Raw genomic sequence first — 26,458 nt, 5'->3', positions numbered from 1 at the left:
AGTGGTCCCCGTCAGGGAGGAGGGACATCGTGAACGTGGGCGAGGTCGCGGCGCTGGCCGGGGTGACGGTCCGGACGCTGCACCACTACGACCGGATCGGACTGCTGTCGCCGTCCGGCCGGACGGCTGCGGGCTACCGGCGGTACTCGCCGGCGGACCTCGACCGGCTGCACCAGGTGCTGGTCTACCGCGAACTCGGGTTCCCCCTCGAGGAGGTCGCGACCCTGCTCGACGACCCCGCCGCCGACCCGGCCGAGCACCTGCGCCGCCAGCACCGGCTGCTGCTCGACCGGCTGGAGCGGACGCGGGCGATGGTCGCGGCCGTCGAGAAGGAGATGGAGGCGAGACAGATGGGGATCTCTCTGACCCCGCAGGAGCGGTTCGAGGTCTTCGGCGAGCACGACCCGGCGCAGTACGAGGCGGAGGCCGAGGAGCGCTGGGGCGACACCGAGGCGTGGGCGCAGTCCCAGCGGCGCACCCGCGGCTACACCAAGGAGGACTGGGTCCGGATCAAGGCCGAGGGCGAGGACGTGGAGCGGCGCTTCGCCGAGGCGATGCGGTCCGGCGTCCCGGCCGACTCGGAGCAGGCGATGGACGTCGCGGAGGAGCACCGGCAGCAGATCACCCGGAACTTCTACGACTGCCCGCCCGAGATGCACGCCGGCCTGGGCCGGATGTACGTCGAGGACGAGCGGTTCACCGCCCACTACGAGCAGATCGCCCCGGGCCTGGCGCAGTACGTGAGCACCGCGGTCCGGGCCAACGCCGCCCGCCAGGGCTGACCCCCCACGCGAGATCTGCACACTCGCTGCCTCCGGACCCCCGATGGGCGCCAGTGTGCAGATCTCACCGGTCACCGCGGTGCGCTGGCGTGACCGGCCGGAGGGGTCAGCTGCGGTGCGTCTCGTCCGGGCCGGCGGACCCGTCGAGGGCGTCGGGCCGGCCGGCGCCGGCCGCCCCCGGGTCGTCGGGCAGCGGCCGGTCGGTCAGGTGGGCCGTCAGCCCGGCCGGCTCGTCGGCGGGGACCTCGGCGCGCCGCCCCGGCCGCACCCCGAGCCGCAGCCGGCGGCCGGGCAACCCGCCGGCCTGCGCGGCGGCGAGCAGCTCGGTCAGGTGCAGGACGCGGACGCGGGAGCGGCGGCGCCGCAGGCCGGTGACCAGCTGCCGCTGGCAGCCGGGGTTCACCGCGACGACGTAGTCGACGCCGGCCGCCTCGATCTGGTCGAGCTTCGGGGCCAGCACCCGGCGGCTGTCCCTGGGCCGCAGCAGCGAGTAGGTGCCGGCCGAGCCGCAGCACTGGGCCGCGCCGGGCAGCTCGACGTAGTCCGCGACCGCGGCGATCAGCTCCCGCGGCTCCCGCCAGACGTCCATCCCGTTGCGCAGGTGGCAGGAGTCCTGCAGCGCGACCCGCGCGCGCCGTCCGTCGATCCGCAGCTCGCCGAGGGACGCCGAGCCGTCGCGGGCCACGTACTCGGAGAACTCCAGGACCCGGTCGCGGCCGAGCACGCCGGACAGGTGCGCCGCGCAGCCGCCCGCGGTGGTGACGATCGTGCCGGGCAGCTGCTCACCGAGCCGCCGGGCCATGGTGCGGCCCAGCTCCAGGTCGCCGTTGTGCGCGTGCAGGGCGCCGCAGCAGCCCTGGTCCGCCGGGGCGTCGAGTTCCGGGCGCAGTCGCCGCGCGGCCCGGCTCACCCCGGGGAACAGCGCCCGCTCGAAGCAGCCGAGCATGAGGTGCGGCCCCTGCGCCGACGACGTGGCAGTGCGCGCGTGCCCGCGGAAGGTGCCGAGGCGGCGCACCAGCCAGTTGCGGACGACGACGTTGGTGAGCACCCGGGCCAGCGGCGGCCGGTGTCGGCCCTGCCACTGGTGGGAGCGCCAGTGCTCCAGCAGTTCGCCGTACTGCACGCCGGCGGGGCAGACCGGCTCGCACGCCCGGCAGCCCAGGCAGAACGAGGACTCCTCCCGCAGGGTCGGGTCGTCGTCCTCCAGGACGCCGGTCTCCAGCGCGCGCATCAGCGTGATCCGCCCTCGCGGCGAGGACTTCTCGTCCTTGCTCAGCGCGTACGTCGGGCAGGCCGGCAGGCAGAACCCGCAGGAGATGCACCGGTCGAGGAGCTCCGGCGGGAAGATCCCGCGCGCGGCGGCCCCGGCAGCGCCCGGCGCGTCGGTGGCACCGGACACCTCGGCGGTCACGACCCCACCTTCCCGGGGTTGAGGATGCCGGCCGGGTCGAAGGCGGCCTTGATCCGTTTCGTCAGGGCCATCTGGTCGTCTCCCAGGCGGTCGCGCAGATAGGGCAGCTTGGCCGCGCCCACGCCGTGCTCCCCGGTGATGGTGCCGTCCAGCTCGAGGGCGGCGGCGAAGATCTCGGCGAAGGCGGCATGGGTGCGCTCGGCGGCCGCGGGGTCGCGGGCGTCGATGACGGCGGTGGGGTGCAGGTTGCCGTCGCCGGCGTGGCCGAAGGTGCCGATCAGCAGGTCGTGCCGGGCGGCGACGGCCTCGATCCGGTCCACCATCTCGGCCAGCCGCGGGCGGGGCACGGTGACGTCCTCCAGCACGGTCATCGTGTTCAGCCGGGACAGCGCCGGCAGGGAGCAGCGGCGGGCCGCCAGCAGCGCCTCGGACTGGGCGACCTCCTTGGCCACGGTGACCTCGAGGGCTCCCTCGTCGGCGCACAGCTCGCCCATGCGGGTCAGGTTGCGTTCCACGGCGTCCGGTTCACCGTCGTCCCCGAAGAGCAGCAGCGCCCCGGCGTCGGTGCGCAGCCCCAGCCGGGCGTAGTCCTCCACCGCCCCGATGCAGGTGCGGTCGAGGAACTCCAGCGTCGCGGGCACCACACCGTGGGCGAGGATCGCGGTCACCGCGCGGCCGGCCTCGGCCAGCGAGGAGAAGTAGGCGACCCCGGTGCTCGCGGTGCTCGGCATGGGCAGCAGCGCGAGGGTCACCTCGGTGATGACGCCGAGGGTGCCCTCCGAGCCGGTGAGCAGGCGGGTCAGGTCGTAGCCGGCGACGTCCTTCCACAGCCGCCCGCCGGTGCGGATCACCTCCCCGGTGGGCAGCACGACCTCGAGACCCAGCACGTAGTTGCGGGTGACGCCGTACTTGAGGCCGCGCAGACCGCCGGCGCAGGTCGCGACGTTGCCGCCCACGGTCGAGACGGTGCGGCTGCCCGGGTCCGGCGCGAACAGCAGCCCCTTGGCGGCGGCGGCCTCGGCGACGGTGGCCGTGGTGGCGCCGGGCTCGGCGCGGACCAGCAACTCCTCCGTGCTGACCTCGAGCACACGGTCCATGCGGGTGAGCACCAGCAGGATGCCGCCCTGCAGCGGCACGGTCGCCGCGCACAGGTTCGAGCCCGCGCCGCGGGGCACGACCGGGACGCGGTGGGCGGTGGCCAACCGCAGGACGGCGGCGACCTCCTGCGTGCGGGCCGGGAACACCACCGCGTCCGGCGGGGACGAGAACAACGGTGTGGCGTCCCGGGCGTACGGGGCGACCTCGCCCTCGCGGTGCCGGACGTGCTCCCGCCCGACGATCGACTCCAGCTCGGCCAGCACCCCGGGATCCAGTGCCACGTCGCACCCCCTCGCGGCGGGCGGGCGGGCCCCGCGCTCGGCCGCAGCGGGGAGCCTAGTGACGGACGCCGCTCCCTGCCCCCCGGGGTGGGACCGCCGGTCCGGCCAGGGTCACGACCACCACGTCGACCCGGGCCCCGGCGACGACGTCCAGGTCGACGGCCCGCCGGGCCGCGGACAGGTCGGCGGTTCCGGGGCCGGGCACCGGCAGACTGTAGCCGTGCCCGAGCAGCCGGAACTGACCATCCAGGGCTGGGGCCCCGCGGCCGGCCCACGCGACGCGACGGTGACCCGCAGGGCGGACGGCGGCCCCGGCTCCCCGGACTCCACCGCCTTCCCCGACCTCGCCGAGGTGCTGCCCAAGGCCGCCCGTCGGCACCTGTCCCGGGAGCTGGGCTGGACGCCGCGGCGCACGCCGCCGGTGCCGGTGGCCGACATCCGGGTGGCGCCCTCCCGGCTGGCCGAGGACTGCCGGCAGCGGCTGGTCGAGCTGCTCGGCGAGGAGCACGTGAGCACCGACCGCGAGGCCCGGCTGCGGCACGCCGGCGGGAAGAGCTACCTGGACCTGCTGCGCCGGCGGGAGGGGGACGCCTCCGACGCGCCGGACGCCGTCGTCCGGCCCGGCAGCACCGCGGAGACCGCCGCGCTGCTGGCGCTGTGCAGCGAGCTCGGCGTGGTCGCGGTGCCCTTCGGCGGCGGCACGAGCGTCGTCGGCGGGCTGTCGGGCATCGACGCCGACGACCGGCCGTCGGTCTCGGTCGACCTGGGCCGGATGGCCTCGGTGCACTCCCTCGACGTCGCGTCGTCCCTGGTCACCGTGGGCCCGGGCGTGCGCGGGCCGGCGCTGGAGGAGCACCTGGGCCGGCACGGGCTGGCCCTCGGCCACCTGCCGCAGAGCTGGGAGTTCGCCACCATGGGCGGCTACGCGGCCACCCGCTCGGCGGGCCAGGCGTCCACCGGCATCGGCCGCTTCGACGACCTGGTGGCCGGGCTGACGCTGGCCACGCCGTCCGGGGTGCTCGAGCTCGGCTCGCCACCGGCGTCGGCGGCCGGTCCGGACCTGCTCGGCCTGGCGCTGGGCTCGGAGGGAGCGCTGGGCGTCATCACCGAGCTGACGCTGAGGGTGCGGCCCGAGCCGCGGACGCGGCACTACGAGGGCTGGTCCTTCCGCAGCTGGGAGGCCGGGCTGGCCGGGCTGCAGCGACTGGCCCGCCACGAGCTGCTGCCCGACGTCGTCCGGCTGTCCGACCCGGACGAGACCCGCGCGCACCTGCGGGGCGCCTCGGGCGCCGGCGCGTCGCTGCTGCGCGGCTCGCTGCGGCTGCGCGGGCGGGCGACGGGCTGCCTGCTCGTGGTCGGCTGGGAGGGGCTGCCTACGGCGGTGCGCGCGCGACGGCGGGCGGCCTCGTCGGTGCTGCGGGGCGCGGGGGCGGCGCGGATCGGCACGCGCGTCGGGGAGTCCTGGCGGCGGCACCGGTACGCCGCGCCCTACACCCGCGACAGCCTGCTGGACGCCGGGCTGCTCGTCGAGACGCTGGAGACGGCGGCCACCTGGACGGCGCTGCCGATCGTCTACGACGCCGTCCGCGGGGCGTTGCGCGCGGCGCTGGGCCGGGGCGGGAAGCAGCCGCTGGTGATGAGCCACGTCTCGCACGCCTATCCGACCGGCGCCTCCCTGTACGTCACCGTGCTCGCCGACCGGGACGACGCGCTGCCCATCCAGCAGTGGCTCAGGGCCAAGCGCGCCGCGACCGACACGCTGCTGGCCGCCGGCGGCACGCTCACCCACCACCACGCCGTCGGGGCCGACCACCGCCCCTGGCTGGAGCGCGAGGTCGGCCCGCTGGGCGTGGAGGTGCTGCGCGCGGTCAAGCAGCGACTCGACCCGCGGGGCGTCTGCAACCCCGGCGTCCTGCTGCCCGACTGAGGAAGGACCCCGCCGACGACCAGCTGGGATCACGACCGCCGGTCCTGGCTCACGATCAGTGGTGAGCCAGGACCCACGACGACCAGCTGAGCTGATCATCGGTCGACGGCCCGGCACGGACGGGGTCAGGACAGCTGCACCGTCGTCGTCACCCGCGCGAGGCTCGGCCGCGGCGGCACCGACCCGAACCCGAAGGTGACCGGCGGGCGCACCGCGGCCAGCGCACCCAGGGGCTCGCCGTCCCACGAGGCCGCCAGCGCCGTGACGGCGTGCAGGTCCTGCACGCCGTACCACTCGGTGCGACCGTTGCCGGCCGAGCCGGTGGTGCGCAGGCCGGTGAGCAGCCGCGCCGGCCGGTCCAGCAGGCCCACCCACGCCGGCGTGCGGGCCAGGGGCGGCGGGACGACGCGCAGCAGCCAGCCCAGCGGCGGACGGCGGCCGGTCGACACCTGCAGCCGCAGCGGGCCGGCGTCGACCGCCCAGGTCCGCGGGTCCGGCCGGCGCACCGTCACCGGGACCAGCCGCACCTCGTCGAAGGCGTAGGTGGCGGCGATGAAGTCCGCGGCCTCCGAGGTGGGGGCGAGCAGCAGCCGGGTGCCGTCCGGCCGCTGCACCATGACGTCGGACAGCGGCCCCAGCGGCGAGCGCGGCCAGTGCCCGACGACGACGCGGGTGCCCGACGAGGTGCCGGCCCCGAGGATCCAGCCGTCGAACCGCAGCCGCCGGACCATCGCCGTCAGAGGGTGGTCGCGCGGCCGCCGTCCACCGGGATGACCGCGCCGGTGACGTACGCACCCGCCCGGCTGGCCAGGTACACCGCGACGCCGGCCATGTCGTCGGGCCGGCCGATGCGGCCCAGCGGGGACGACGCGGCGATCTCGTCGCCGTGGGCGGCGAGCGTGGCGGCCATCATCTTGGACTCGAACGGTCCCGGGGCGACGGCGTTGACGGTGATCCGCTTGGGGCCCAGCTCCTTGGCGAGCACCCGGGTGAGGTGGTGCACGCCGGCCTTGCTCGCCGAGTAGGAGTAGGTGGGCAGGGAGGGCGCGTGCAGCCCGTCGATGCTGCCGACGTTGACCACGCGGGCCGGGTCGTCGTCGGTGCCGGCGGCCTCGAGCAGCGGCAGGAAGGCGCGGGTGAGGAAGAACGGCGCCTTGAGGTTGAGGTCGAGCACCTTGTCCCAGGCCGACGCGGGGAACTCGGCGAACGGCGCACCCCAGGTGGCGCCGGCGTTGTTGACCAGGACGTGCACCCGCTCCTCGCGGCGGCCCACCTCCTCGGCCAGGCGCACGCACTCGGTCTCGGTGGAGACGTCCGCGGGGATCGACTCCACCTTGCCGAACCGCGACAGCTCGGCGACGGCCCGCTCCCCGGCGTCGGGCTTGCGGGAGGAGACGTAGACCGAGGCGCCGGCCTGCAGCAGCCCGCGGGCCATCATCAGGCCGATGCCGCGGGTGCCGCCGGTGACGACGGCGACCTTCCCGGTGAGGTCGAACAGGTGCACGCTGGGCCTCCGCAGGCGTCGTGGGGACGTCGTCGGCCCCCGGCCGGAGCACCGTATCCAGCGGCCGGCACGCCTCCTGTGCCAGCCTCGGCGCATGACCGCACCCGCCGCCGTCCTGGGCGCGACCAGCGAGGTCGGGCCGCTGCAGACGGTGCTGCTGCACCGGCCCGGCGCCGAGCTGCGCCGGCTGACCCCGCGCAACAACGACCAGCTGCTCTTCGACGGCGTGCCGTGGGTGCACCGCGCGCAGGAGGAGCACGACGCGTTCGCCGCCGAGCTCACCGCCCGCGGCGTGGAGGTGCTGCACCTGGACCGGCTGCTGGCCGAGGTGCTCACGGTCCCCGCGGCGCGCGCCGAGCTCGTCGCCGCCGCCGTCGACGACCCACGGCTGGGCGCGACGCTCAAGCGGACCGCGGCCACGCACCTGGCCGACCTCGCCCCCGAGGACCTCGCCGGCGCGCTGATCGCCGGGCTGGCACACGAGGAGCTGCGGGGCGCCCGCGGCCTGGGCTACGAGCTCATGGACCGCTCGGACTTCGTCGTCCCCCCGCTGCCCAACCTGCTGTTCACCCGCGACTCGTCGGTGTGGGTGGGCGACCAGGTCGCGGTGACCTCGCTGGCCATGCCGGCGCGGCACCGGGAGAGCACCATCACCGCCGCCGTCTACGCCCACCATCCGCGCTTCGCCGGCGCCGAGCAGCTCTACGACGCCTCGCTGGAGCACCTGGAGGGCGGCGACGTGCTGCTGCTCGCGCCGGGGGTGGTCGCGGTCGGCGTCGGCGAGCGGACGACGCCCGGCGGTGCGGAGCGGCTGGCCCGCCGCGTCTTCGCCCGCGGGCTGGCGCACACGGTGCTCGTCGTCCCGATCGCGCAGCAGCGGGCGACCATGCACCTGGACACCATCGCCACGATGGTCGACGCCGACGCGATGGTCATGTACCCCGCCGTCGCCGACTCGCTCGTGGCGTGGACGGTCACCAGCGGGGACGTGCCGCCGGACGACGCCGACAGCACCGACCTGTCGGTCACCGGGCCGGAGCCCTTCGTGCGCGCCGCGGCCGCCGCCATGGGCATCGAGCGGCTGCGGGTGATCGACACCGGCCTCGACCCGGTCACCGCCGAGCGCGAGCAGTGGGACGACGGCAACAACACCCTCGCGCTCGCCCCGCGGCTGGCGGTGGCCTACGAGCGCAACACCGTCACGAACGCCGCACTCGAGGCGGCCGGCATCGAGGTGGTGCGGATCGCGGGCTCGGAGCTGGGCAGCGGCCGCGGGGGGCCGAGGTGCATGTCGTGCCCGGTCCGCCGTGACCCGCTCTGAGCACACCCGGTCAGCTGACGACCCGACCACACGGAACGGGGGGGTCCTCCGCACCGCGGACCCCGATCGGGAACGGCGATCACTACGCTCCGGACCGTCCGCACCACCGCCGGTGGCGCAGCGGGAAGGGACGGCGGATGACGGGAACGGCGCGGCCGACCGGGCGCATCGCGGGCCTCGGCGGGGGTCTGGTCGGCTACCTCGTCTTCGTCGAGTTCACCAGCGGCGTCCTTCAGGGCTACTACGTCCCGCTGCTCACCGACGTCGCCCGGCACCTGGGCATCCACGACGCCGACGTGAACTGGCTGGAGGCCGCCCAGCTGATGCTCTCGGCGATCGCCGTGCCGATCCTCGCCAAGCTGGGCGACCTGCACGGGCACCGCCGGATGCTGCTGGCCTCGGCGGCGGTCGTCGCGGCGTCGACCGCCGTCCTCGCGCTCGCCCAGGACTTCGCCCTCTTCCTGGTCGCCTGGGCGTTCCAGGGCGTCTACACCGCGTGGCTGCCGCTGCAGGTCGCCCTGATCCACCACCGGTCGCGCCGCCTGGTCGACCCGGCGGCACGCACCCGCCGGGCGACCGGCCTGATCGTCGCTGCCCTGCAGCTGGGCGCGATCGTCGGTGCCCTGGGCGGCGGGCTGGTCGGCAGCGTGCTGGCCGGGCGGTTCTGGCTGGTGCTGCTGGTCCCCGGGCTCCTCGTCGTCGGCGTCTGCGCCGTGGTGGCGCTGCGCGTGCCCGAGAGCGAGCACCGCGAGGCCGGCAGCGTCGACGCCACCGGCGCGGCCCTGCTCAGCGTCGTCCTGCTCGTCCTCACCGGCGGGCTGACCTTCGTCCGCCTCAACGGCGCCGGTGAGCCGTGGCCCTGGCTGGTCACCGCACTGGGGCTGCTCCTCGTCGTCCCGTTCGTGCGCTACGAGCTGGGCCGCGACGACCCGCTCGTGGACTTCCGCGTCCTGCGCAGCCCGTCGATGTGGCCGGTGCAGCTGACCGCCGGGCTGTTCGGCGTCAGCGTGCTCGGCGCCCAGGGGCCGCTGTCGACGTTCGCCCGCACCGACCCGGCGGTGTACGGCTACGGGCTGGGCCTGTCCACCGGCACGGTGTCCGTCGTCATCGGCGGCTACGTCGTCTCGATGCTGCTGGGCGCGAGCCAGTTCTCGCGGATCTCGCAGCGCACCAGCCCGCGGGCCACCCTGATCGGCGCGGCCGGCCTGACCGGCACGGGGTACCTGCTGCTCGTCCCCTTCCACGGGTCGCTCGTCGAGGTGCTGACCTCGATGGTCGTGGCGGGGCTCGGCTCGGGGGCGCTCGTGGCGGCGTTGCCGGCGGCGGCCGCCGCGGCTGCGCCCGCCGGCCGGACCGGTGTGGCCACCGGCCTGACCAACACCACGAAGGTCCTCGGCGGCAGCCTCGCCTCGGCGGTGTTCGCCGTGGCCCTCGCCTCCGGCGCACCGGTCCTCGTCGACGGCGCCGAGGGGACGGCGGGCTCCCTCGCCGGCTACGTCACCGTCTGGGTCGTCTGCGGGGCGACGGCGCTGGCAGCGGCCGCCGCGCTCGTCGTCGTCCCGCGGCTGGCCTTCTCCGACGCGCCGGCCGCCGACCTGCGCTCGGTGGCGCCCGCGACGGACGGCGGGGACCCGGCGTGAAGCGCGCACTGGCCGCCGCGGCCTGCGGCGCGGCCGTCTCGGCGGCAGCGCGGCGGGTCGCCCGATTCCGCCCGCCGGAGGTCCTCCCCTCCCCTGCTGACCTCGACGGCCTGGACGCCGACGCCGCGGCCGCCCGCCTGGCCGAGCTCGTCCGCATCCCGACGGTCTCCTCCCGCGACCCCGGCGCGGTGGACGCCGCCGCCTTCGCGAGGTTCCGGGAGCGGCTGGGCGAGCTGTACCCGGCGACCCACCGGGCGCTGGAGCGCGAGGTGCTCGGCGACGGCGCGCTGCTCTACCGGTGGCGCAGCGGCACCGACCTGCCGCCGCTGGTGCTGATGGCCCACTACGACGTGGTGCCGGTGGCCGGCCAGGAGTGGTCGCGCGACCCCTTCTCCGGGCTGGTGGAGGACGGCGTCGTGCACGGGCGCGGCGCGATCGACGACAAGGGCGCCCTCGTCGCCATCCTCGAGGCGGTCGAGTCCCTCGTCGTCGCCGGGTTCGCCCCGGCCCGCGACGTCCTCCTCTCCTTCGGGCACGACGAGGAGGTCGCCGGCGTCGGCGCCCAGCTGGCGGTCGAGGCGCTCACCGCACGCGGCATCCGCCCGTGGGCGGTCCTCGACGAGGGCGGTGCCGTGGTGAGCGGCGTCTTCCCCGGCGTCCCCCGCCCGACGGCGGTCGTCGGGCTGGCCGAGAAGGGCCTGCTCGACGTCGAGCTGGTCACGACCGACGCGGGTGGCCACGCCTCCGCCCCCGTCCGCGGTGGCGCCCCCGCCCGCCTGGCGCGCGCCATCCTGCGGATCGAGGACGCGCCCTTCCCGGCACGGCTGCACGACGTCGTCCTCGGGATGGTCGACGCGCTGGGCAGGCACGCCCCGCTGGGTCACCGGGTGCTGTTCGCGCACGCGCGACACCTGCGACCCCTGATGGCGACGCTGCTGTCGCGCGCCGGGCGGGAGGCCGACGCGCTGGTCCGCACCACCGTGGCGATCACCCGGTTGCAGGGCAGCAGCGCCGCCAACGTGCTCGCCACCCGCGCGAGCGCCCACGCCAACATCCGGATCGCACTCGGCGAGACCGTCCAGTCGACCGTCGACCGGCTGCGCCGGGTCATCGACGACCCCAGCGTCGAGCTCCGGGTGGTCTCGGGCACCGACCCGTCACCGGTGTCGCGCGCGGACAACGAGGCATTCGCGCTGGTGAGCGCGGCGATCCGGTCGGTCTACCCCGACGCGGCCGTGGCGCCCTACGTGATGGTGCAGGCCAGCGACTCGCGGCACTTCAGCCAGGTGTGCGACAGCGTCTACCGGTTCATGCCGTTCGACCTGACGAAGGACGAGCTGGCCGCACTGCACGCCGCCGACGAGCGGATCTCGGTCGCGGCCCTGCACCGGGGCGCCGGCTTCTACCGGTACCTCCTCCGCCACCTCTGAGAGAGGACCCCCTCCTGGATCCCCTCGCGAGCTCGGGGATGCCAAGGAGGGGGTCACCAGCACGAGCGGAGGCAGTCCTCCTCAGAGGCCCTGGGCCAGCCGGTGGTAGGCGGCGCCCCAGCGCAGCTCCTTCGCCAGCGAGCGGCGCGTGGTGTCGGCGTCGATGACCACCAGCTCGGTCGCGAAGACCTCGGCCAGGTCGGTGAGCTCGTCGGCGCCGATCGCGGTCGAGAGCACCGTGTGGTGCGGGCCGCCGGCGGTCAGCCAGCCCTCCGTCGCCGTCTGGAAGTCCGGCCGCGGCTGCCACACCGCGCGAGCCACCGGCAGGTTCGGCAGCGGCTCGTCGGGCTCGACGACGTCGACCTCGTTGGCCACCCAGCGGAACCGGTCGCCCAGGTCGCACCAGCCGACGACGACGCCCGCGCCCGGGGCGGCGGTGAACACCAGGCGCGCCGGGTCCTCGCGGCCGCCGATGGACAGGGGGTGCACCTCGACCCGCGGCCGGTCGCCGGCGATGGTCGGGCAGACCTCCAGCATGTGCGCGCCCAGGATCTTCGGCGTCCCGGTGAGGTCGTAGGTGTAGTCCTCCATGAACGAGGTACCACCGGGCAGCCCCGCCGCGGCCACCTTGAGGGTGCGCAGCAGCGCCGCGGTCTTCCAGTCCCCCTCGCCGCCGAAGCCGTAGCCGTCGGCCATCAGCCGCTGGACGGCGAGACCGGGCAGCTGGCGCAGCCCGCCGAGGTCCTCGAAGTTCGTGGTGAAGGCGGTGAAGCCGCCGTCCTCGAGGAAGCTGCGCAGCGCCGCCTCGATGCGGGCCTGGTAGCGCACGGCCTCGTGCCGCGGCGCGTCCGGCCGGCAGTCGTCGGCGAACTCGTACAGGTCGCCGTACTCCTCGACGATGGCGTCGACGACCTTGTCCTCGACGGCGTCCACCACCGCGACCAGGTCGTTGACGCCCCAGGTGTTCACCGACATGCCGAAGCGGATCTCGGCCTCGACCTTGTCCCCCTCGGTCACCGCGACGTTGCGCATGTTGTCGCCGAAGCGCGCCAGGCGCAGCGACCGGGCCGCGGCCGCCGCCGTGGCCGCCCGCGCCCACGAGCCGACCCGGGAGCGCACCCGCGGGTCGGACACGTGGCCGGCGACCGTCGTGCGCGGCATGCGCAGCCGGGTCAGCACGAAGCCGTACTCCCGGTCGCCGTGCGCGGCCTGGTTGAGGTTCATGAAGTCCATGTCGATCGTCGCCCACGGCAGGGCGGCGTCGGCCTGGGTGTGCAGGTGCAGCAGGGGCTTGCGCAGCGCGTCCAACCCGCTGATCCACATCTTCGCCGGGGAGAAGGTGTGCATCCAGGTGACGACGCCGACGCAGGAGGCGTCCTCGTTGGCCTCGCCCATCGCCCGCCGGATGGCGGCGGCGTCGGTGAGCACCGGCTTCCACACCACCCGGACCGGCACCTCGGCGGCCTCGTCGAGCGCCGCGGCGACCCGCTGCGACTGCTCGGCGACCTGCTGCAGGGTCTCCTCCCCGTACAGCCCCTGGCTGCCGGTTAGGAACCAGACCTCGTGCCCCTCGAATGGGTCGGCAACCACGGTGGTGGCTCTCCTCACTGTCCGTAGACGTTCTGGTAGCGCGCGTAGAGCGAGTCGATGTCCGACTGCGCGATGGGCAGGGGCTCGCCGAGCTGGCGGGACAGGTGCACGGTGCGGGCGACGTCCTCGGTCATGACCGCCGCCTTGACCGCCGCCTTCGCCGACGGGCCGATCGTGAAGACGCCGTGGTTCTGCATGAGCACCGCCGGCGACCGGGAGTCGCGCAGGGTGGCCACGATGCCCTGCCCGATCGAGTCGTCGCCGATGAGCGCGAACGGGCCGACCGGGATCGGGCCACCGAACTCGTCGGCCATCGCGGTGAGCACGCACGGGATCGGCTCGGCCCGTGCCGCCCAGGCCGTCGCGTAGGGGCTGTGCGTGTGCACCTGGCCGTTGACCTCGGGCATGTGCCGGTAGACGTAGGCGTGTGCGTCGGTGTCGCTGGAGGGCTTCTTGACCCCGTCGACGGCGTTGCCGTCGAGGTCGCAGACGGTGATGCCCTCCCAGGTCAGCTCGTCGTAGAGGACGCCGCTGCCCTTGATGACGAACAGGTCCTCCCCGGGCACCCGCTCGGACACGTTGCCCGAGGTCCAGGTGACCAGCCGGTTGCGGGTCAGCTCGGCGTGCAGGGCGGCGACGTGCTCGCGCTGCGCCTGGTGGGTGCCCTGCTCGGTCGGGGTGCGGGTGGTGGCGGTCATGCCGGCTGCTCCTCGGTCAGTGCGGCGGGGGTCGTCCCGGTATCAGCGGTCTGCGGCTCGGCCCGCCCGTGGCCGATCCCCACGTGGTCCACGGCGGCCTGCTCGACCGGGAGCCCGGCGACGTACCGCTGCATGAACGCGGAGAAGCCGGCGACGTCGGCCGGCTCGGGCTGAGCGGTCTGCAGGCTGGTGCCGGCGAAGACCGTCGTGTCCAGGTAGTCGGCCAGGTTCTGTCCCGGCGAGCGTCGGGTGGCGAAGGCAGCCAGGACGGCGATCCCCCAGGCGCCGCCCTCGGCAGCGACGTCCCCGACGGACACCGGGGTGTCGATCGCGGCGGCCAGGAAGCGCTGCGCCACGCCCTTGGTCCGGAACAGGCCGCCGTGCGCGAACATCCGGTCGAGCCGCACGCCCTCGGTCTTCTGCAGGACGTCCATGCCGATCCGCAGCGTGGCCAAGGACGCGAACAGGTGCGTCCGCATGAAGGTGGCGAGGTCGAACCTGCTGTCCGGGGACCGCACGAACAGCGGCCGCCCCTCCTCGAAGTCGGTGATCGGCTCCCCGGAGAGGTAGTTGTAGGCCAGCATCCCGCCGCCGTCGCTGGCCCCACCGAGCGCGGCGGAGAACAGGATCTCGAAGACCGCCGACGGGTCCACCTCGGAACCCAGCGCCCGGGCGAACTCGGTGAACAGACCGACCCAGGCGTTCACCTCACTGGCCCCGTTGTTGCAGTGCACCATGGCCACCGGGTCGCCGGCCGGCGTGGTCACGAGGTCGAGTTCGCGGTGCATCCGGGTGAGTTCGCGCTCGAGCACGACCATGGCGAAGATGCTCGTCCCGGCGGAGACGTTGCCGGTGCGCGGAGCGACCGAGTTGGTGGCGACCATCCCGGTGCCCGCATCACCCTCGGGTGGGCAGAGCGGGATGCCGGGACGCAGCCGCCCGGTCGGGTCGAGCAGCTTCGCGCCCGCCTCGGTGAGCTCGCCGGCCGACTGGCCGGCGGACGCGATCCTGGGCAGCAGGTCGGCGAGGGTCAGCTCGACCCCGGCCTCGGCGGCCAGCTGGTCGAACCGGTCGAGCATCGTGGCGGAGTAACCGCCGGTGCCGACGTCGATCGGGAACATGCCGCTGGCATCGCCGATGCCGAGGACCTTCTCGCCGGTGAGCTGCCAGTGCACGTAGCCGGCCAGGGTCGTCAGGTGATCGAGCCGACCGACGTGGTCCTCGCGATCCAGGATCGCCTGGTAGAGGTGCGCGACGCTCCACCGGTGCGGGATGTTGACGCCGAACTCCGCGCTGAGCCGCTCTGCCGATCGACCGGTGTTCGTGTTCCGCCAGGTGCGGAACGGCGTGAGCAGCTCACCGTCGACGCCGAACGCCAGGTAGCCGTGCATCATCGCCGACACGCCGAGCGCGCCGACTCCTGCCAGCTCGACCCCGTGGCGTTGCCGCACGTCGTCCGCCAGAGCCGCGAAACTCTGCTGCACCCCTGCCCAGACGGCCTCCAGCGAGTACGTCCACCGTCGCTGGACGAACTGGTTCTCCCAGTCGTGGCTGCCGACCGCGAGCGGAGCGTGGTCCGGGCCGACGAGCACCGCCTTGATCCGGGTCGAGCCCAGCTCGATCCCCAGGGCCGTGCGACCTCCGGTGATCGCTTCGCCGACGTCCGTCGTCATCTCTCGCGCCCCTCTCGCCACGGGGTGGTGGACCCGGTCCCCGGGGTCGCGGTGCGCGCAGCACCGCCGGTCGCCGTACCGCGCCTGTCGCGGACGACGACCGCCCGGCCCGGGGGCGTCCCGAGGTCGACCCCGACGACGTGGGTGTCGGCTGCTCCAGCGGTGTCCGGCATCGGTCCTCTCCTGCCCCGGCTGCGACGACGACCGGGCGGCGCGTCGCCGCGGGGATGTTAGCGCTAACAGGGACGGGCGTCACACCCGGGCGGGCGTCCTGCCGACCGGGACGGGGCCGGTGCTCGAGCGGATCAGCAGCACCGGCGGGACGGGTTCGAGGTGCAGCTCGCGGCCGGCCAGCCGGGCGAGTACGAGCTCCACCGCGCGGTGTCCGAGCTCGGCGAAGTCCTGCCGCACGGTGGTCAGCGGAGGGGTCAGGTAGGGCGCCTCCGGCAGGTCGTCGAACCCGACGACGCTGACGTCCCGCGGGGCCTCCAGCCCCTCCTCGTGCAGGGCCGCGAGCAGCCCCAGGGCCATCTGGTCGTTGGCCATGAACACCGCGGTGATCTCCTCGCCCGCGCGCCGGCGGGCAGCGAGCCCGCGACCGGCCTCGTAGCCCGAGGACGGCGTCCAGTCGCCGTGCAGGCACACCGGCGCGGGGGTGCCCGCGGCGGTCAGCTCGGCGCGCCAGCCCTCGACCCGGTCCCGGGCCTCCTTGGAGTCGGCGGGGCCGGTGACGTGGTGGACGGTGCGGTGGCCGAGGTCCAGCAGGTGGCGGGTGGCCAGCCGGGCACCGGCGACCTGGTCGACGCCGACCGCGGGCTCCTCGAGCGCCCCGCCGCTCTGCACCGTGACCAGCGGCAGCGGGGTGTGCACCTGGTGCAGCGCCTCCACGGCGTCGTCGTAGGTGGCCAACGCCAGGACGGCGTCGACCGACTGGGCCATGAAGCGGTCGAGGGCGTCGCGCATCGCCTCGGCGGTCGCCTCGTCGAGCACGGTGACGCTGAGCGAGTAGCCGGCCGCCCGCGCCGCCCGCTCCAGGCCGACGAGGGTCTGCGCCGGGCCGTACTGGTTGATGTTCACGGTGACGAACCCGATGGTCCGCGTGGAGCCGGTGACCAGTGCCCGGGCGGCGCTGTTGGGCCGGTAGCCCAGCTCGCGGATCGCCCGCTCGACCCGCTCACGGGTCTGCGGTGCGACGTTGCGGTGCCCGTTGATGACCCGGGACACCGTCTGGTGCGAGACGCCGGCGCGAGCCGCGACGTCCGACATGACCAGCGCTCGGCTCGCCCCCTCGGGCTCCACCGTCACTCCTCTCCGTCGAGGAGCCGGCCGGTTGACGGCCGCCTCGGTCGGGCCCTGCCGGGCGGCCCCGCGGAAGGTCCGCGGGGCCGCCCGAGGGCGTCAGCGGGACGCGCCGGCGCGCCGCTTGTTGTAGACGTCGAAGGCCACGGCCAGCAGCAGCACCAGGCCCTTGACCACCGACTGGATGGACTGGTCGACGCCCATGAGCTGCATGCCGTTGCTCATGACGGCCATGATCAGACCGCCCACCATGGCGCCGACCACGGTGCCGACACCACCGGTGACGGCGGCACCACCGATGAACGCCGCGGCGATCGCGTCGAGCTCGAACATGTTGCCCGCGCTGGGCTGGGCGCCGTTGGACCGCGACGAGAAGACGACACCGGCGACCGCGGCCAGGAAGCCCATGTTGACGAAGATCCAGAAGTTGACCGCCCGGACCTTCACACCCGACAGCGTGGCCGCCGCCAGGTTGCCGCCGATCGCGTACACCTGCCGGCCGAAGACGGTCCGGGTCGTGATGATGCCGTAGGTGATGATCAGCACGGCCAGGATGATCAGCACGATCGGCAGGCCGCGGGCGGTCGCCAGCTGCCAGGCGAAGGCCATGACCACCGCACCGACGAGCACGATCTTGGTGACGAACAGCGGGAACGACTCGACCGGCTGCTCGTAGCGGATGCGCGCGATCCGGCTGCGGTACTGGCTGACCGCGTACCCGGCGACCGCGATGGCGCCGATGAGGAGCGTGAACGCGTCGTAGCCCTGACCGCCGATCAGGCCGTTGAGGAAGCCGCTGGCGATCCGGCCGTACTCCTGCGGGAACGGCGACAGGGAGATGTTGTCGAGCACCTGCAGCGTCAGACCGCGGAACAGCAGCATGCCGGCGAGGGTCACGATGAACGCCGGGATGCCGACGTAGGCGACCCAGAAGCCCTGCCACGCACCGATCGCGAGGCCGACGGCCAGTGCGGCGAGCACGCCGACCCACCACGGCATGCCCTGCTGGATGACCAGGACGGCGGAGGTGGCCCCGGTGAGCGCCACCACCGACCCCACGGAGAGGTCGATGTGCCCGGCGATGATCACGATGACCATGCCGATGGCCAGGATCAGGATGTAGCTGTACTGCAGGACGATGTTGGTGACGTTGCCGGGTGACAGCGAGGTGCCCCCGGTGAGCACCGCGAACAGCGCGATGATGACCACGAACGCGACGTAGATGCCGCTCTGCCGCAGGTTGCTCGTCAGCAGGGCGCGGACGTTGCTGGTCCCGGTGTGGAGAGCCACGGCGGGCGCGACGTCCTTGGGTCCGGTGGCGGACTGGGCCTCCGGCTCGGACGAGGGGGGCACGGTCCTGGTCATGCCGCCAGCTCCTTCTCCTTGGTCATGAGCTCCATCAGGTTCTCCTGGGTCGCCTGGCCGACGGGCACCTCACCGGTGATCCGGCCCGCGGACAGGGTGTAGATGCGGTCGCAGATACCCAGCAGCTCGGGCAGCTCGGAGGAAATGACCAGCACCGCCTTACCGGCCGCGACCAGCCGGTTGATGATGGTGTAGATCTCGTACTTCGCACCCACGTCGATGCCGCGGGTGGGCTCGTCGAGGATGAGCACCTCGGGGTCGGTGTACAGCCACTTGGACAGCACGACCTTCTGCTGGTTTCCGCCCGAGAGCTTGCCGACGACCGAGGCGACGCTCGGGGCCCGGACGTTCATGCTCTTGCGGTAGCCCTCGGCGACCTTGATCTCCTCGTTGCCGTTGACGAAGCCCCTGCTGGCGAGCTTGTTCAGAGCGGCGGCCGAGACATTGCGCCGGATGTCCTCGATGAGGTTCAGGCCGTAGTGCTTCCGGTCCTCGGTGGCGTAGGCGATCCCGGCGTCGATCGCCTCGGCGACGTTCTTGGGCCGGACCTCCTTGCCGTGCACGAACATCCGGCCGGTGATGTTGCGGCCGTAGGCACGCCCGAAGACGCTCATCGCCAGCTCGGTGCGCCCGGCGCCCATGAGGCCGGCGATCCCGACGACCTCCCCGGCCCGGACGGTGAAGCTCGCCCCGTCGACGACCTTGCGCTCCTGGCTCGGGTGCCAGACGGTCCAGTCCTCGACCCGCAGCACCTCCTCGCCGGGGTGCGACTCACGCTCGGGGTAGTAGCTCTCCAGGTCGCGGCCGACCATCCCGCGGATGATCCGTTCCTGGGTGACCTCGCCGGCGTGCAGGCTGAGCGTCTCCACCGTCTTGCCGTCGCGGATGACCGTGACGTTGTCCGAGACCGCGGTGATCTCGCCGAGCTTGTGCGAGATCATGATGCAGGTGATCCCGCGCTCGCGGAGCCGGCGCATCAGGTCCAGCAGGTGCGCGGAGTCGTTGTCGTTGAGCGCGGCGGTCGGCTCGTCGAGGATCAGCAGCCGCACGTCCTTCGACAGCGCTTTGGCGATCTCCACCAGCTGCTGCTTGCCGACGCCGAGCTGGCCCACCGGGGTGACCGGGTTCTCGTGGAGCCCGACCTCGGCCAGCAGGCGGGCGGCAGCGGCGTTGGCCTTGTTCCAGTCGATGAGTCCGCCGCGGCCGCGCCGCTCGTTGCCCAGGAAGATGTTCTCCGCGATGGACAGGTAGGGCACCAGCGCGAGCTCCTGGTGGATGATCACGATGCCCACGTGCTCGCTGTCGCGGATGCCGGTGAAGCGGACCGGCTCTCCGTCGTAGACGATCTCGCCGTCGTAGCTCCCGGCCGGGTAGACACCGGAGAGCACCTTCATCAGGGTCGACTTGCCGGCGCCGTTCTCGCCGCAGATCGCGTGGATCTCGCCTCGGTTGACCGCGAGGTTGACGTCCTCCAGGGCCTTGACGCCGGGGAAGGTCTTGGTGATGCCGCGCATCTCCAGGATGTGGTCGTCCATGGGACCTCGTCGTCCTGTGTCGGCGCCTTCTCACTGGCAGAGGGCGCGCCGCGGATGGTGGGGAGAAGTGTGCGCCACCCCAGCGGGGCGGGCCAGGGCTGCGGGATGCCGGCCCCGGGTGGTGCCGGCCGGGCCCGACAGCGGTGCTGCCGGGCCCGGCCGGGCTCAGGGGTGGGCGGTCAGTCCGACTGGCCGCTGGCGACCTCGTCGGCCGTCCAGTAGCCGGAGTCGATCAGCACGGACTGGATGTCGTCCGCGAACACCGTCTCGACCGGGAGAAGGTAGGACGGGACGACCTTGACGCCGTTGTCGTAGGTCTCGGTGTCGTTGGCCTCCGGCTCGTTGCCCTGGGCGAAGGCGGAGGCGGCGGCGACGGCCTGCTCGGCCAGCAGGCGGGTGTCCTTGAAGATCGTGGAGCTCTGGACCCCGTCGTTGATCAGCTTGACCGAGGCGATCTCGGCGTCCTGACCGGTGACGACGGCCATCGGCTGCGGCTGGGCGTCCAGCGTCGGGCCGTAGCCGGCGTTCTGCAGCGCGGTGATGATGCCGCGGGAGAGGCCGTCGTACGGCGAGAGGACGCCGTCGACCCGGGAGCCGTCGTTGTAGGCGGAGGTCAGCAGGTCCTCCATGCGCCGCTGGGCGGTCTCCTGCTGCCAGCGCAGGATGGCGGCCTGCTCGATGTTGGTCTGGCCCGACTTGACGACCAGCGTGCCGTCGTCGATCAGCGGCTGCAGGACCGACATCGCGCCGTCCCAGAAGAAGAAGGCGTTGTTGTCGTCCAGCGAGCCGGCGAACAGCTCGACGTTGAACGGGCCGGTCGCGGTGCCCGGCGAGCCGTCCTCGTTCTGCAGGCCGAGACCCCGCAGCAGGGCGGTGCCCTGGGCGACCCCCACCTGGAAGTTGTCGAACGTGACGTAGAAGTCGACGTTCTCGCTGTCGCGGATGAGGCGGTCGTAGGAGACGACCGGGATGTTGTTGGCCGCCGCGTTCTCCAGCTGGCCGGAGAGGGCGGTGCCGTCGATCGCCGCGACGACGAGGATGTCGGCACCCTCGGTGATCATCTGGTCGATCTGCTGCGACTGCGTGGGGATGTCGTCGTTGGCGTACTGCAGGTCGACGGTGTAGCCCTCGCCCTCCAGCTGCTCCTTGACGTTGTTGCCGTCGGCGATCCAGCGCTCGGAGGTCTGGGTCGGCATCGAGACGCCGATGGTCAGGTCCTCCGCCTCGGCGCCTCCACCACCAGCGCCGCCGCTGCCGCCGGCGCCCTCGCCGCCACAGGCCGCCAGGGTCAGCGCCATGCCGGCGCCGAGGGCGGCGAAGCCGAGCCTCTTGCTCACGTGATCTCCTCCTCGAGACTGCTGCGCGCTCGACCCGGCGCAGGCCCGCCCGTGGCGAGCGGACAAGTGTGAGCGTTAACAACCCACTGCCGTCAACCCCTGAGCGCCATGTCGGCGTCACGGTCTCGTAACGAGGACATGGGAACCCGCCACATCGGGTGAGCTCCGTCGGCGATCGGTGAGGCTGCGGCTACGGGGCGTCGACACGCATGGCGCACGGCTCACCGGCCCCGCCGGTCCGCCGGCCCCGTCCAGCGGCTCGCCACGGCCCCGTCCCGGGTCCCACCCTGAGCTCGCGAAGGTGGGGAGGACGGGGCCCTTCCTCAGCGCAGGGTGATCTGGCGGGAGAGCAGACCGGCGCGGGCGCGGCGCTCGTCGGCGGTCAGCGGGCCGGTCGCGGCCAGCGCCTCCTCCAGGCGCGCCTGGAAGGCCGTGGCCGCGTCGGTCCAGTCGGCGGCCGGCGTGTCGGCGGGCAGGTCCCACACCGGCACGAGCAGCCCGTGCGCGCGGAAGGCGCCGGCGTACCGGGTGCCCTCTCCCAGCAGGATCTCGCCCGAGGCGCGCAGCCGGGCCAGCGCGTCGAGCAACGGCTCCTCCGGCTCGGGCCGCACCCACCGCAGGTGTGCCCGCTCGGCACCCGGCCGCACCCAGTAGGCGGCACCGAGGCCGGGGAGCAGCACGGTGGGCAGGATCGCCGCGTTCGCCTGCTCCAGCCCGGCACGGGCCGCGGCGCCGGCCTCGACGCCCTCGAGCCAGAAGCCGAAGTCCTCGTGCACGGTCACCTCGAGCGGTGCCGTGGTGTCGACCAGCTCCTGCAGCCGCGGGCCGGTCGACCCGGCACCGCCGAGCGGGCCCGGGTCGACCGGCGCACCGGCCGGCGCCTCGAGCGCGGCGGCCAGCGCCGTCCCTAGGTCGCGACTGACGTCGTCGGAGGAGCCCTGCAGCTGGACACCGAGCAGGATCTCGCCGTTGGCGCGGACCAGCGCCGGAGCGCCGCCGGGCAGCACGCTGGCGAGGGTGACCTCGCGCCCGTCGGTCGTCCGCAGCGGCGCGGTCGCCGCCGGGACCAGCTCGCGCAGCGCGACCCAGTGCTCCTCGCCGGGCAGCCCCTCGAACGGCCGGGTCACCGGCGGGGCGTAGCCCGAGCCGTGGCAGTGCTTGTACCGGCGGCCCGAGCCGCACGGACAGGGCGCCTTGGGGTTGACGCCGCCGTCGGCGGCAGGGGCAGCGGGACGCTTGCGGGTCGCGGAGCGGGCCATGGCCCGAGCCTAGGTGGCGGCCGCGTCGCGCTCCGCGAGCCGTCGGGGCGGTCGGGTGCGACCACCTTCCGTGGCGACTCACCCCCTGCCCACGGAGCGGGGCAGGGTCCGAGGTGGCGGTGCCGCACGGCCGGCTCGGGCCCGAGCTGTCGGGTCCTCCAACGAGGCGGGAGAGGGACGGGGGTCCCTTCCCTACGCTGCTCCGGCGTGACACCCGCGGGCCCGCCGATCGACCTCACCGACCCCACCGTCGTCGCCGACCCCTACCCGTCCTTCGCACGCGCCCGGGCCCAGGCACCGGTGCAGTGGCACGAGGGTCTGGCGCTGTGGCTGGCGTTCACCCACGCGGAGAGCAACGCCGTGCTGCGGGACCGCCGGCTGGGCCGCATCTGGCGCGACCGGGAGCCGGCCGAGCGCTTCGGCTCCTTCAACCTGGTCCACCGCAACGCGCTGCTGGAAATGGAGCCGCCGGACCACACCCGGCTGCGACGCCTGGTCAGCGCCGCCTTCGCCCGCGGGCACGTCGAGCGGCTCCGGCCCTGGGTGCAGCGGCTGGCCGGCGAGCTGGTCGACGGCCTGGTCGAGCGCTCCGGCGGCACCGAGCCGGTCGACGTCCTCTCGGGGATGGCCGAGGAGCTGCCGGTCGCCGTCATCGCCGAGCTGCTCGGCGTCCCGGACGCCGACCGGCCGCTGCTGCGGCCGTGGTCCAACGCCATCGTGAAGATGTACGAGTACGGCCGGACGGCGGCCGTCGAGGAGGCCGCCGAGCGTGCGGCGGACCAGTTCGTCACGTACCTGCGCGAGCTGGCCGCCGAGCGTCGCCACACCCTCGGCGGGGACCTGCTCTCGCACCTGGTCACCGTGCGGGACTCCGAGGGCGACCGGCTCACCGAGGACGAGCTGGTGACCACCTGCATCCTGCTGCTCAACGCCGGGCACGAGGCGACGGTCAACGTCAGCGGCAACGGCCTGCTCGCCCTGCTCGAGCACCCCGACCAGCTGGCTCGGCTGCGCGACGACCACGGCCTGCTGCCGACGGCGGTCGAGGAGTTCATGCGGTTCGACTCACCGCTGCAGCTGTTCGAGCGGACGGCGACCTCCGACGTGCAGGTGGGCGGGGTGACCGTGCGGGAGGGGCAGAAGGTCGCCGCGCTGCTCGGGGCCGCCAACCGGGACCCGGCGGCCTTCCCCGACCCGGACCGGTTCGACGTCGGCCGGACCGACAACCCGCACATCACCTTCGGGGCCGGCGTGCACTTCTGCATCGGCGCCCCGCTGGCCCGCGTGGAGCTGCAGGCCTCCTTCGGCGCCCTGCTGGCGCGCACCTCCCGGCTGGAGCTCGGCGGGGAGCCGGTGCGCCGTCCGGAGTTCGTCATCCGCGGCCTGGCCCACCTGCCCGTCGTCCTCGCCCGCTGACCTGTCGCGCCGTCCTCAGCCCGCGGTCACCGTCCTCGCGCCGCAGCACGAGGACGGCGACCGAACGGCGAGGTCGGGCCGGGTGACCAGGGCACGGGACCCCTGTGGATCGTGAGCGCGGTCACTGGCACGATGCCGCTCATGCGCGGCCTCATGCAGGACTACCCCCTCACCATCGACGCGATCTTCCGGCACGTCGAGCAGCACTACGGCGACGGGACGATCGCCACCGCAGGCCCCGGCGGGATCACCCGGACCACCTACGCGGAGTGGGCCGAGCGCACCCGCCGGCTCGGCGGCGTGCTCGACACCCTCGGCATCAGCGCCGACGGCCGGGTCGGCACCTTCGGCTGGAACAGCCAGCGCCACCTGGAGCTGTACTTCGCCGCTCCGAGCACCGGCCGCGTGCTGCACACGCTCAACATCCGGCTGTTCCCCGAGCAGCTGACCTACATCGCCAACCACGCCGAGGACGAGGTCGTCTTCGTCGACCGCTCGGTGCTGCCGCTGTTGTGGCCGCTGGTCGACACGATGAAGACGGTCAAGCACGTCGTGGTCATGGACGACGGCGGTGACGACGAGATCCCCGACGACCCGCGGGTGTCCGACTACGAGACCCTGCTGGCCGAGGCCTCCCCCGTCGACTTCCACGTCACGGACGAGAACTCCGCGGCCTCGATGTGCTACACGAGCGGCACCACCGGCAACCCCAAGGGCGTCGTCTACTCGCACCGCTCGACGTTCCTGCACACGATGGGCGTCATGGCGCCCAACGCCTTCGGCCTGGGCATCCAGGACGTCGCGATGCCGGTCGTGCCGATGTTCCACGCCAACGCCTGGGGCATCGCCCAGGCCGCGCCGGCCGCGGGCGCCTCGCTGGTCATGCCCGGCCCGATGATGCAGCCCCAGGCGCTCGCCGACCTGATCGTGAACGAGGGGGTCACCTTTACCGCCGGCGTCCCGACGATCTGGCAGGGCGTGCTCCCCCACCTGGCCGGCCGACCGCACAAGCTGCGGGAGATCGGCTGCGGCGGTTCCGCGGTGCCCAAGGCCCTGTCCGAGGCCTACCGCGAGCAGGTGGGTCTGGCGATCCTGCAGGCCTGGGGCATGACCGAGACCCACCCGGTGGCGTCCTCGGGCATCCTGCCCCGGCGCTACCTGGACGCCGACGACGAGACCAAGGCGAACCAGCGGGCGCGCGCCGGCATCCCCTTCCTCGGCGTCGAGGCCCGCATCGTCGACGCCGAGACCCTCGAGCCCCAGCCGTGGGACGACGAGGCGACCGGCGAGCTGCAGGTCCGCGGCCCGTGGTGCGCCAAGGACTACTACAACCCGGACGCCGGCGTGGTCCTGTCGACCGAGGACGGCTGGATGCGCACCGGCGACGTCGCCGCGATGGACGCCTACGGCTCGATCCGGATCGCCGACCGCACCAAGGACCTCATCAAGTCCGGTGGCGAGTGGATCAGCTCGGTCGACCTCGAGAACGCGATCATGAGCCACCCCAAGGTCAAGGAGGCCGCGGTCGTCGCGATCCCCCACCCGAAGTGGGACGAGCGGCCGCTGGCCTGCGTCGTCCTCAAGGACGGCGAGACGGCGACCGAGGAGGAGATCCTCGAGCACATCCGGCCCCAGGTGGCCAAGTGGTGGCTGCCCGACGCGGTGGAGTTCATCGACGAGGTGCCCAAGACCAGCGTCGGCAAGTTCTCGAAGAAGGACCTGCGCAGTCGCTTCGCGGAGTTCCCCGCGCGCGGTTGAGCGAGCCAGAGGGGTCCGTCCGCGCGAGCGGGCGGACCCCCCGTCGCGTCGCCCCCGATGCGGTGGCGGGGAGCAGGGGGTCCTCTCTCAGCGCACGAAGGGCTGCTGGCCGGTCTCGCTCACCATCGGCCGGCCGGCTGCCTCCCACTCCCCCATGCCGCCACCCACGTTGACCGCGTCGTAGCCGTTGGCGTTGAGCCACGCGGCCACCCGGGCCGAGCGGCCACCGCCGCGGCAGGTGACGTAGAGCGGGTCGCCCTCGGGCAGGTCGTCCAGCCGCGCCGGCACCTCCCCCATCGGGATGTGGATGGCGCCGTCGATGTGCCCCACGGCCCACTCGTCGTCCTCACGCACGTCGAGGACGACGGCGTCCTCGGGCACCTCGCTGGCGGGCACGGTCGGGACCTGCTGCGGCATCACGCGCCCCATGGTGCCACCGGCACGGCGGGCGGCCGCACCCCCCGCACCACGGCGGTGATCATGGGGTCGGTGCAGGCGACACGCGCGGACTCGCCACGGGAACCGGCAGGAACCCCATGATCACGGCGGGGCTCGCTGAGAGGATGGGGGCGATGACCACCGACACCACCGCGCCCGTCCGCGATCCCGCCTGGTCGCTGTCCCGCTCGGCGATCGGGCTGTGGGTGACCGAGGGCGTGATCGGCACGCTGGTGTACGGGGTGCTGGTGGCGGCGTTCGTCCTCTTCGTGCCGGACGGCGGCCCGGTGCCGGTGCTGCGCTGGCTGCTGCCGACGCTGCTGGTGGTGTACGCGGGGACGGCGATCGGCATCCGGCCGTGGGTGCGCTACCGCGTGCACCGCTGGGAGGTCACCGGCGAGGCGGTGTACACCCTCACCGGCTGGCTGACCCGCACCTGGACGCTGGTGCCCATCTCGCGCATCCAGACCGTCGACGTCACCCGCGGCGTGCTGCAGCAGCTGTTCGGCCTGGCCACGGTGGCGGTGCTGACGGCGTCCTCGCAGGGCACGGTGCGGGTGCTGCACCTGGAGGCCGACGTGGCCCAGCGGGTGGCCGACGACCTCGCCCGGCGCGCCGAACTGGTCCGCGACGAGGCGACGTGAGCGACGTGAGCGACCCCGCCGTCCCCCCGGCTCCGCCGGGCGGGAGCGGACC

At 73.9% G+C, this 26,458-nt stretch carries 22 protein-coding genes; 8 read left to right on the top strand and 14 right to left on the bottom strand.

Going from position 1 to position 26,458, the window contains the following annotated elements:
* Positions 1–29: 29 nt before the first annotated feature.
* Entirely contained in the window at positions 30–782 is a 753-nt protein-coding gene (locus ACU610_RS20920) for a MerR family transcriptional regulator (protein ID WP_446769617.1), read from the top strand.
* 106 nt (positions 783–888) lie between these two features.
* On the opposite strand, the gene ACU610_RS20915 is transcribed toward ACU610_RS20920, so the two are convergent.
* From ACU610_RS20915 to ACU610_RS20905, 3 genes are read right to left on the bottom strand one after another with little or no spacing between them, the layout of a single operon-like run.
* Complete coding sequence (locus ACU610_RS20915; protein ID WP_446769616.1) at positions 889–2,193, bottom strand: (Fe-S)-binding protein; 1,305 nt, start codon at positions 2,191–2,193, stop codon at positions 889–891.
* Positions 2,190–3,572 (bottom strand): FAD-binding oxidoreductase, encoded by a 1,383-nt coding sequence (locus ACU610_RS20910; RefSeq protein ID WP_446769615.1) that lies wholly within the window; start codon positions 3,570–3,572, stop codon positions 2,190–2,192. Before ACU610_RS20910 ends, ACU610_RS20915 begins: the two co-directional genes overlap by 4 nt.
* 55 nt (positions 3,573–3,627) lie before the next feature.
* A complete protein-coding gene (locus ACU610_RS20905; protein ID WP_446769614.1) occupies positions 3,628–3,777 on the bottom strand; it encodes a hypothetical protein in 150 nt (49 codons plus the stop codon).
* 15 nt (positions 3,778–3,792) lie between these two features.
* Between ACU610_RS20905 and ACU610_RS20900 the strand changes: the two genes are divergently transcribed.
* Positions 3,793–5,499, top strand: a complete 1,707-nt coding sequence (locus tag ACU610_RS20900; RefSeq protein WP_446769613.1) for an FAD-binding oxidoreductase — start codon at positions 3,793–3,795, stop codon at positions 5,497–5,499.
* Positions 5,500–5,624: 125 nt separating this feature from the next.
* Here ACU610_RS20900 and ACU610_RS20895 read toward each other — a convergent pair whose 3' ends face one another.
* On the bottom strand, positions 5,625–6,230 hold the full coding sequence (locus tag ACU610_RS20895; protein ID WP_446769612.1) for a hypothetical protein: 606 nt from the start codon (positions 6,228–6,230) through the stop codon (positions 5,625–5,627).
* 5 nt (positions 6,231–6,235) lie between these two features.
* On the bottom strand, positions 6,236–7,003 hold the full coding sequence (locus ACU610_RS20890) for an SDR family oxidoreductase (protein ID WP_446769611.1): 768 nt from the start codon (positions 7,001–7,003) through the stop codon (positions 6,236–6,238).
* Positions 7,004–7,097: 94 nt separating this feature from the next.
* Here ACU610_RS20890 and ACU610_RS20885 point away from each other — a divergent pair, with 94 nt between their 5' ends.
* The 3 genes from ACU610_RS20885 to ACU610_RS20875 all read left to right on the top strand — a co-directional run bounded on the left by ACU610_RS20885 (position 7,098) and on the right by ACU610_RS20875 (position 11,394).
* Positions 7,098–8,324, top strand: coding sequence for an arginine deiminase (locus ACU610_RS20885; RefSeq protein WP_446769610.1), 1,227 nt, complete (start codon positions 7,098–7,100; stop codon positions 8,322–8,324).
* Positions 8,325–8,461: 137 nt separating this feature from the next.
* Positions 8,462–9,964, top strand: coding sequence for an MFS transporter (locus tag ACU610_RS20880; protein WP_446769609.1), 1,503 nt, complete (start codon positions 8,462–8,464; stop codon positions 9,962–9,964).
* A complete protein-coding gene (locus tag ACU610_RS20875) occupies positions 9,961–11,394 on the top strand; it encodes a M20/M25/M40 family metallo-hydrolase (protein WP_446769608.1) in 1,434 nt (477 codons plus the stop codon). Before ACU610_RS20880 ends, ACU610_RS20875 begins: the two co-directional genes overlap by 4 nt.
* An 81-nt stretch (positions 11,395–11,475) precedes the next feature.
* Here ACU610_RS20875 and araA read toward each other — a convergent pair whose 3' ends face one another.
* The 8 genes from araA to ACU610_RS20835 form a co-directional block, all read right to left on the bottom strand.
* Positions 11,476–12,984: an L-arabinose isomerase gene (gene araA, locus ACU610_RS20870; RefSeq protein WP_446769607.1), complete on the bottom strand. Its 1,509-nt coding sequence runs from the start codon at positions 12,982–12,984 to the stop codon at positions 11,476–11,478.
* A 14-nt stretch (positions 12,985–12,998) separates the two neighbouring features.
* A complete protein-coding gene (locus tag ACU610_RS20865; RefSeq protein WP_446769606.1) occupies positions 12,999–13,682 on the bottom strand; it encodes an L-ribulose-5-phosphate 4-epimerase in 684 nt (227 codons plus the stop codon).
* Positions 13,679–15,355, bottom strand: coding sequence for a xylulokinase (locus ACU610_RS20860; protein ID WP_446769605.1), 1,677 nt, complete (start codon positions 15,353–15,355; stop codon positions 13,679–13,681). The genes ACU610_RS20865 and ACU610_RS20860 overlap by 4 nt, the downstream gene beginning before the upstream one ends.
* A gap of 252 nt (positions 15,356–15,607) precedes the next feature.
* Positions 15,608–16,654: a LacI family DNA-binding transcriptional regulator gene (locus ACU610_RS20855; protein WP_446769604.1), complete on the bottom strand. Its 1,047-nt coding sequence runs from the start codon at positions 16,652–16,654 to the stop codon at positions 15,608–15,610.
* Positions 16,655–16,753: 99 nt separating this feature from the next.
* Positions 16,754–18,019: a multiple monosaccharide ABC transporter permease gene (gene mmsB / locus ACU610_RS20850; protein WP_446769603.1), complete on the bottom strand. Its 1,266-nt coding sequence runs from the start codon at positions 18,017–18,019 to the stop codon at positions 16,754–16,756.
* Positions 18,016–19,554 carry a multiple monosaccharide ABC transporter ATP-binding protein gene (gene mmsA, locus ACU610_RS20845; RefSeq protein ID WP_446769602.1) on the bottom strand — a complete coding sequence of 513 codons (1,539 nt, stop codon included), beginning with the start codon at positions 19,552–19,554 and terminating at the stop codon, positions 18,016–18,018. The genes mmsB and mmsA overlap by 4 nt, the downstream gene beginning before the upstream one ends.
* Before the next feature lie 179 nt (positions 19,555–19,733).
* Positions 19,734–20,891 carry a multiple monosaccharide ABC transporter substrate-binding protein gene (gene chvE, locus ACU610_RS20840; RefSeq protein ID WP_446769601.1) on the bottom strand — a complete coding sequence of 386 codons (1,158 nt, stop codon included), beginning with the start codon at positions 20,889–20,891 and terminating at the stop codon, positions 19,734–19,736.
* Positions 20,892–21,214: 323 nt separating this feature from the next.
* Positions 21,215–22,150, bottom strand: a complete 936-nt coding sequence (locus ACU610_RS20835; RefSeq protein WP_446769600.1) for a DUF5926 family protein — start codon at positions 22,148–22,150, stop codon at positions 21,215–21,217.
* A 207-nt stretch (positions 22,151–22,357) separates the two neighbouring features.
* Between ACU610_RS20835 and ACU610_RS20830 the strand changes: the two genes are divergently transcribed.
* Both ACU610_RS20830 and ACU610_RS20825 read left to right on the top strand, forming a co-directional pair.
* On the top strand, positions 22,358–23,566 hold the full coding sequence (locus tag ACU610_RS20830) for a cytochrome P450 (protein ID WP_446769599.1): 1,209 nt from the start codon (positions 22,358–22,360) through the stop codon (positions 23,564–23,566).
* Between the two features lie 111 nt (positions 23,567–23,677).
* On the top strand, positions 23,678–25,324 hold the full coding sequence (locus ACU610_RS20825) for a long-chain fatty acid--CoA ligase (RefSeq protein WP_446769598.1): 1,647 nt from the start codon (positions 23,678–23,680) through the stop codon (positions 25,322–25,324).
* 87 nt (positions 25,325–25,411) lie between these two features.
* Here the strand turns inward: ACU610_RS20825 and ACU610_RS20820 are convergent, their stop codons facing one another.
* Positions 25,412–25,741 carry a rhodanese-like domain-containing protein gene (locus ACU610_RS20820; protein ID WP_446770738.1) on the bottom strand — a complete coding sequence of 110 codons (330 nt, stop codon included), beginning with the start codon at positions 25,739–25,741 and terminating at the stop codon, positions 25,412–25,414.
* A gap of 155 nt (positions 25,742–25,896) precedes the next feature.
* Here ACU610_RS20820 and ACU610_RS20815 point away from each other — a divergent pair, with 155 nt between their 5' ends.
* Entirely contained in the window at positions 25,897–26,406 is a 510-nt protein-coding gene (locus ACU610_RS20815) for a PH domain-containing protein (protein WP_446769597.1), read from the top strand.
* Positions 26,407–26,458: the final 52 nt, after the last annotated feature.

It is taken from the genome of Geodermatophilus sp. URMC 61 (genome assembly GCF_052931555.1).
The sequence above is the reverse complement of the archived record's forward strand: the minus strand, read 5'-3'. Positions and strand labels throughout refer to the sequence as shown.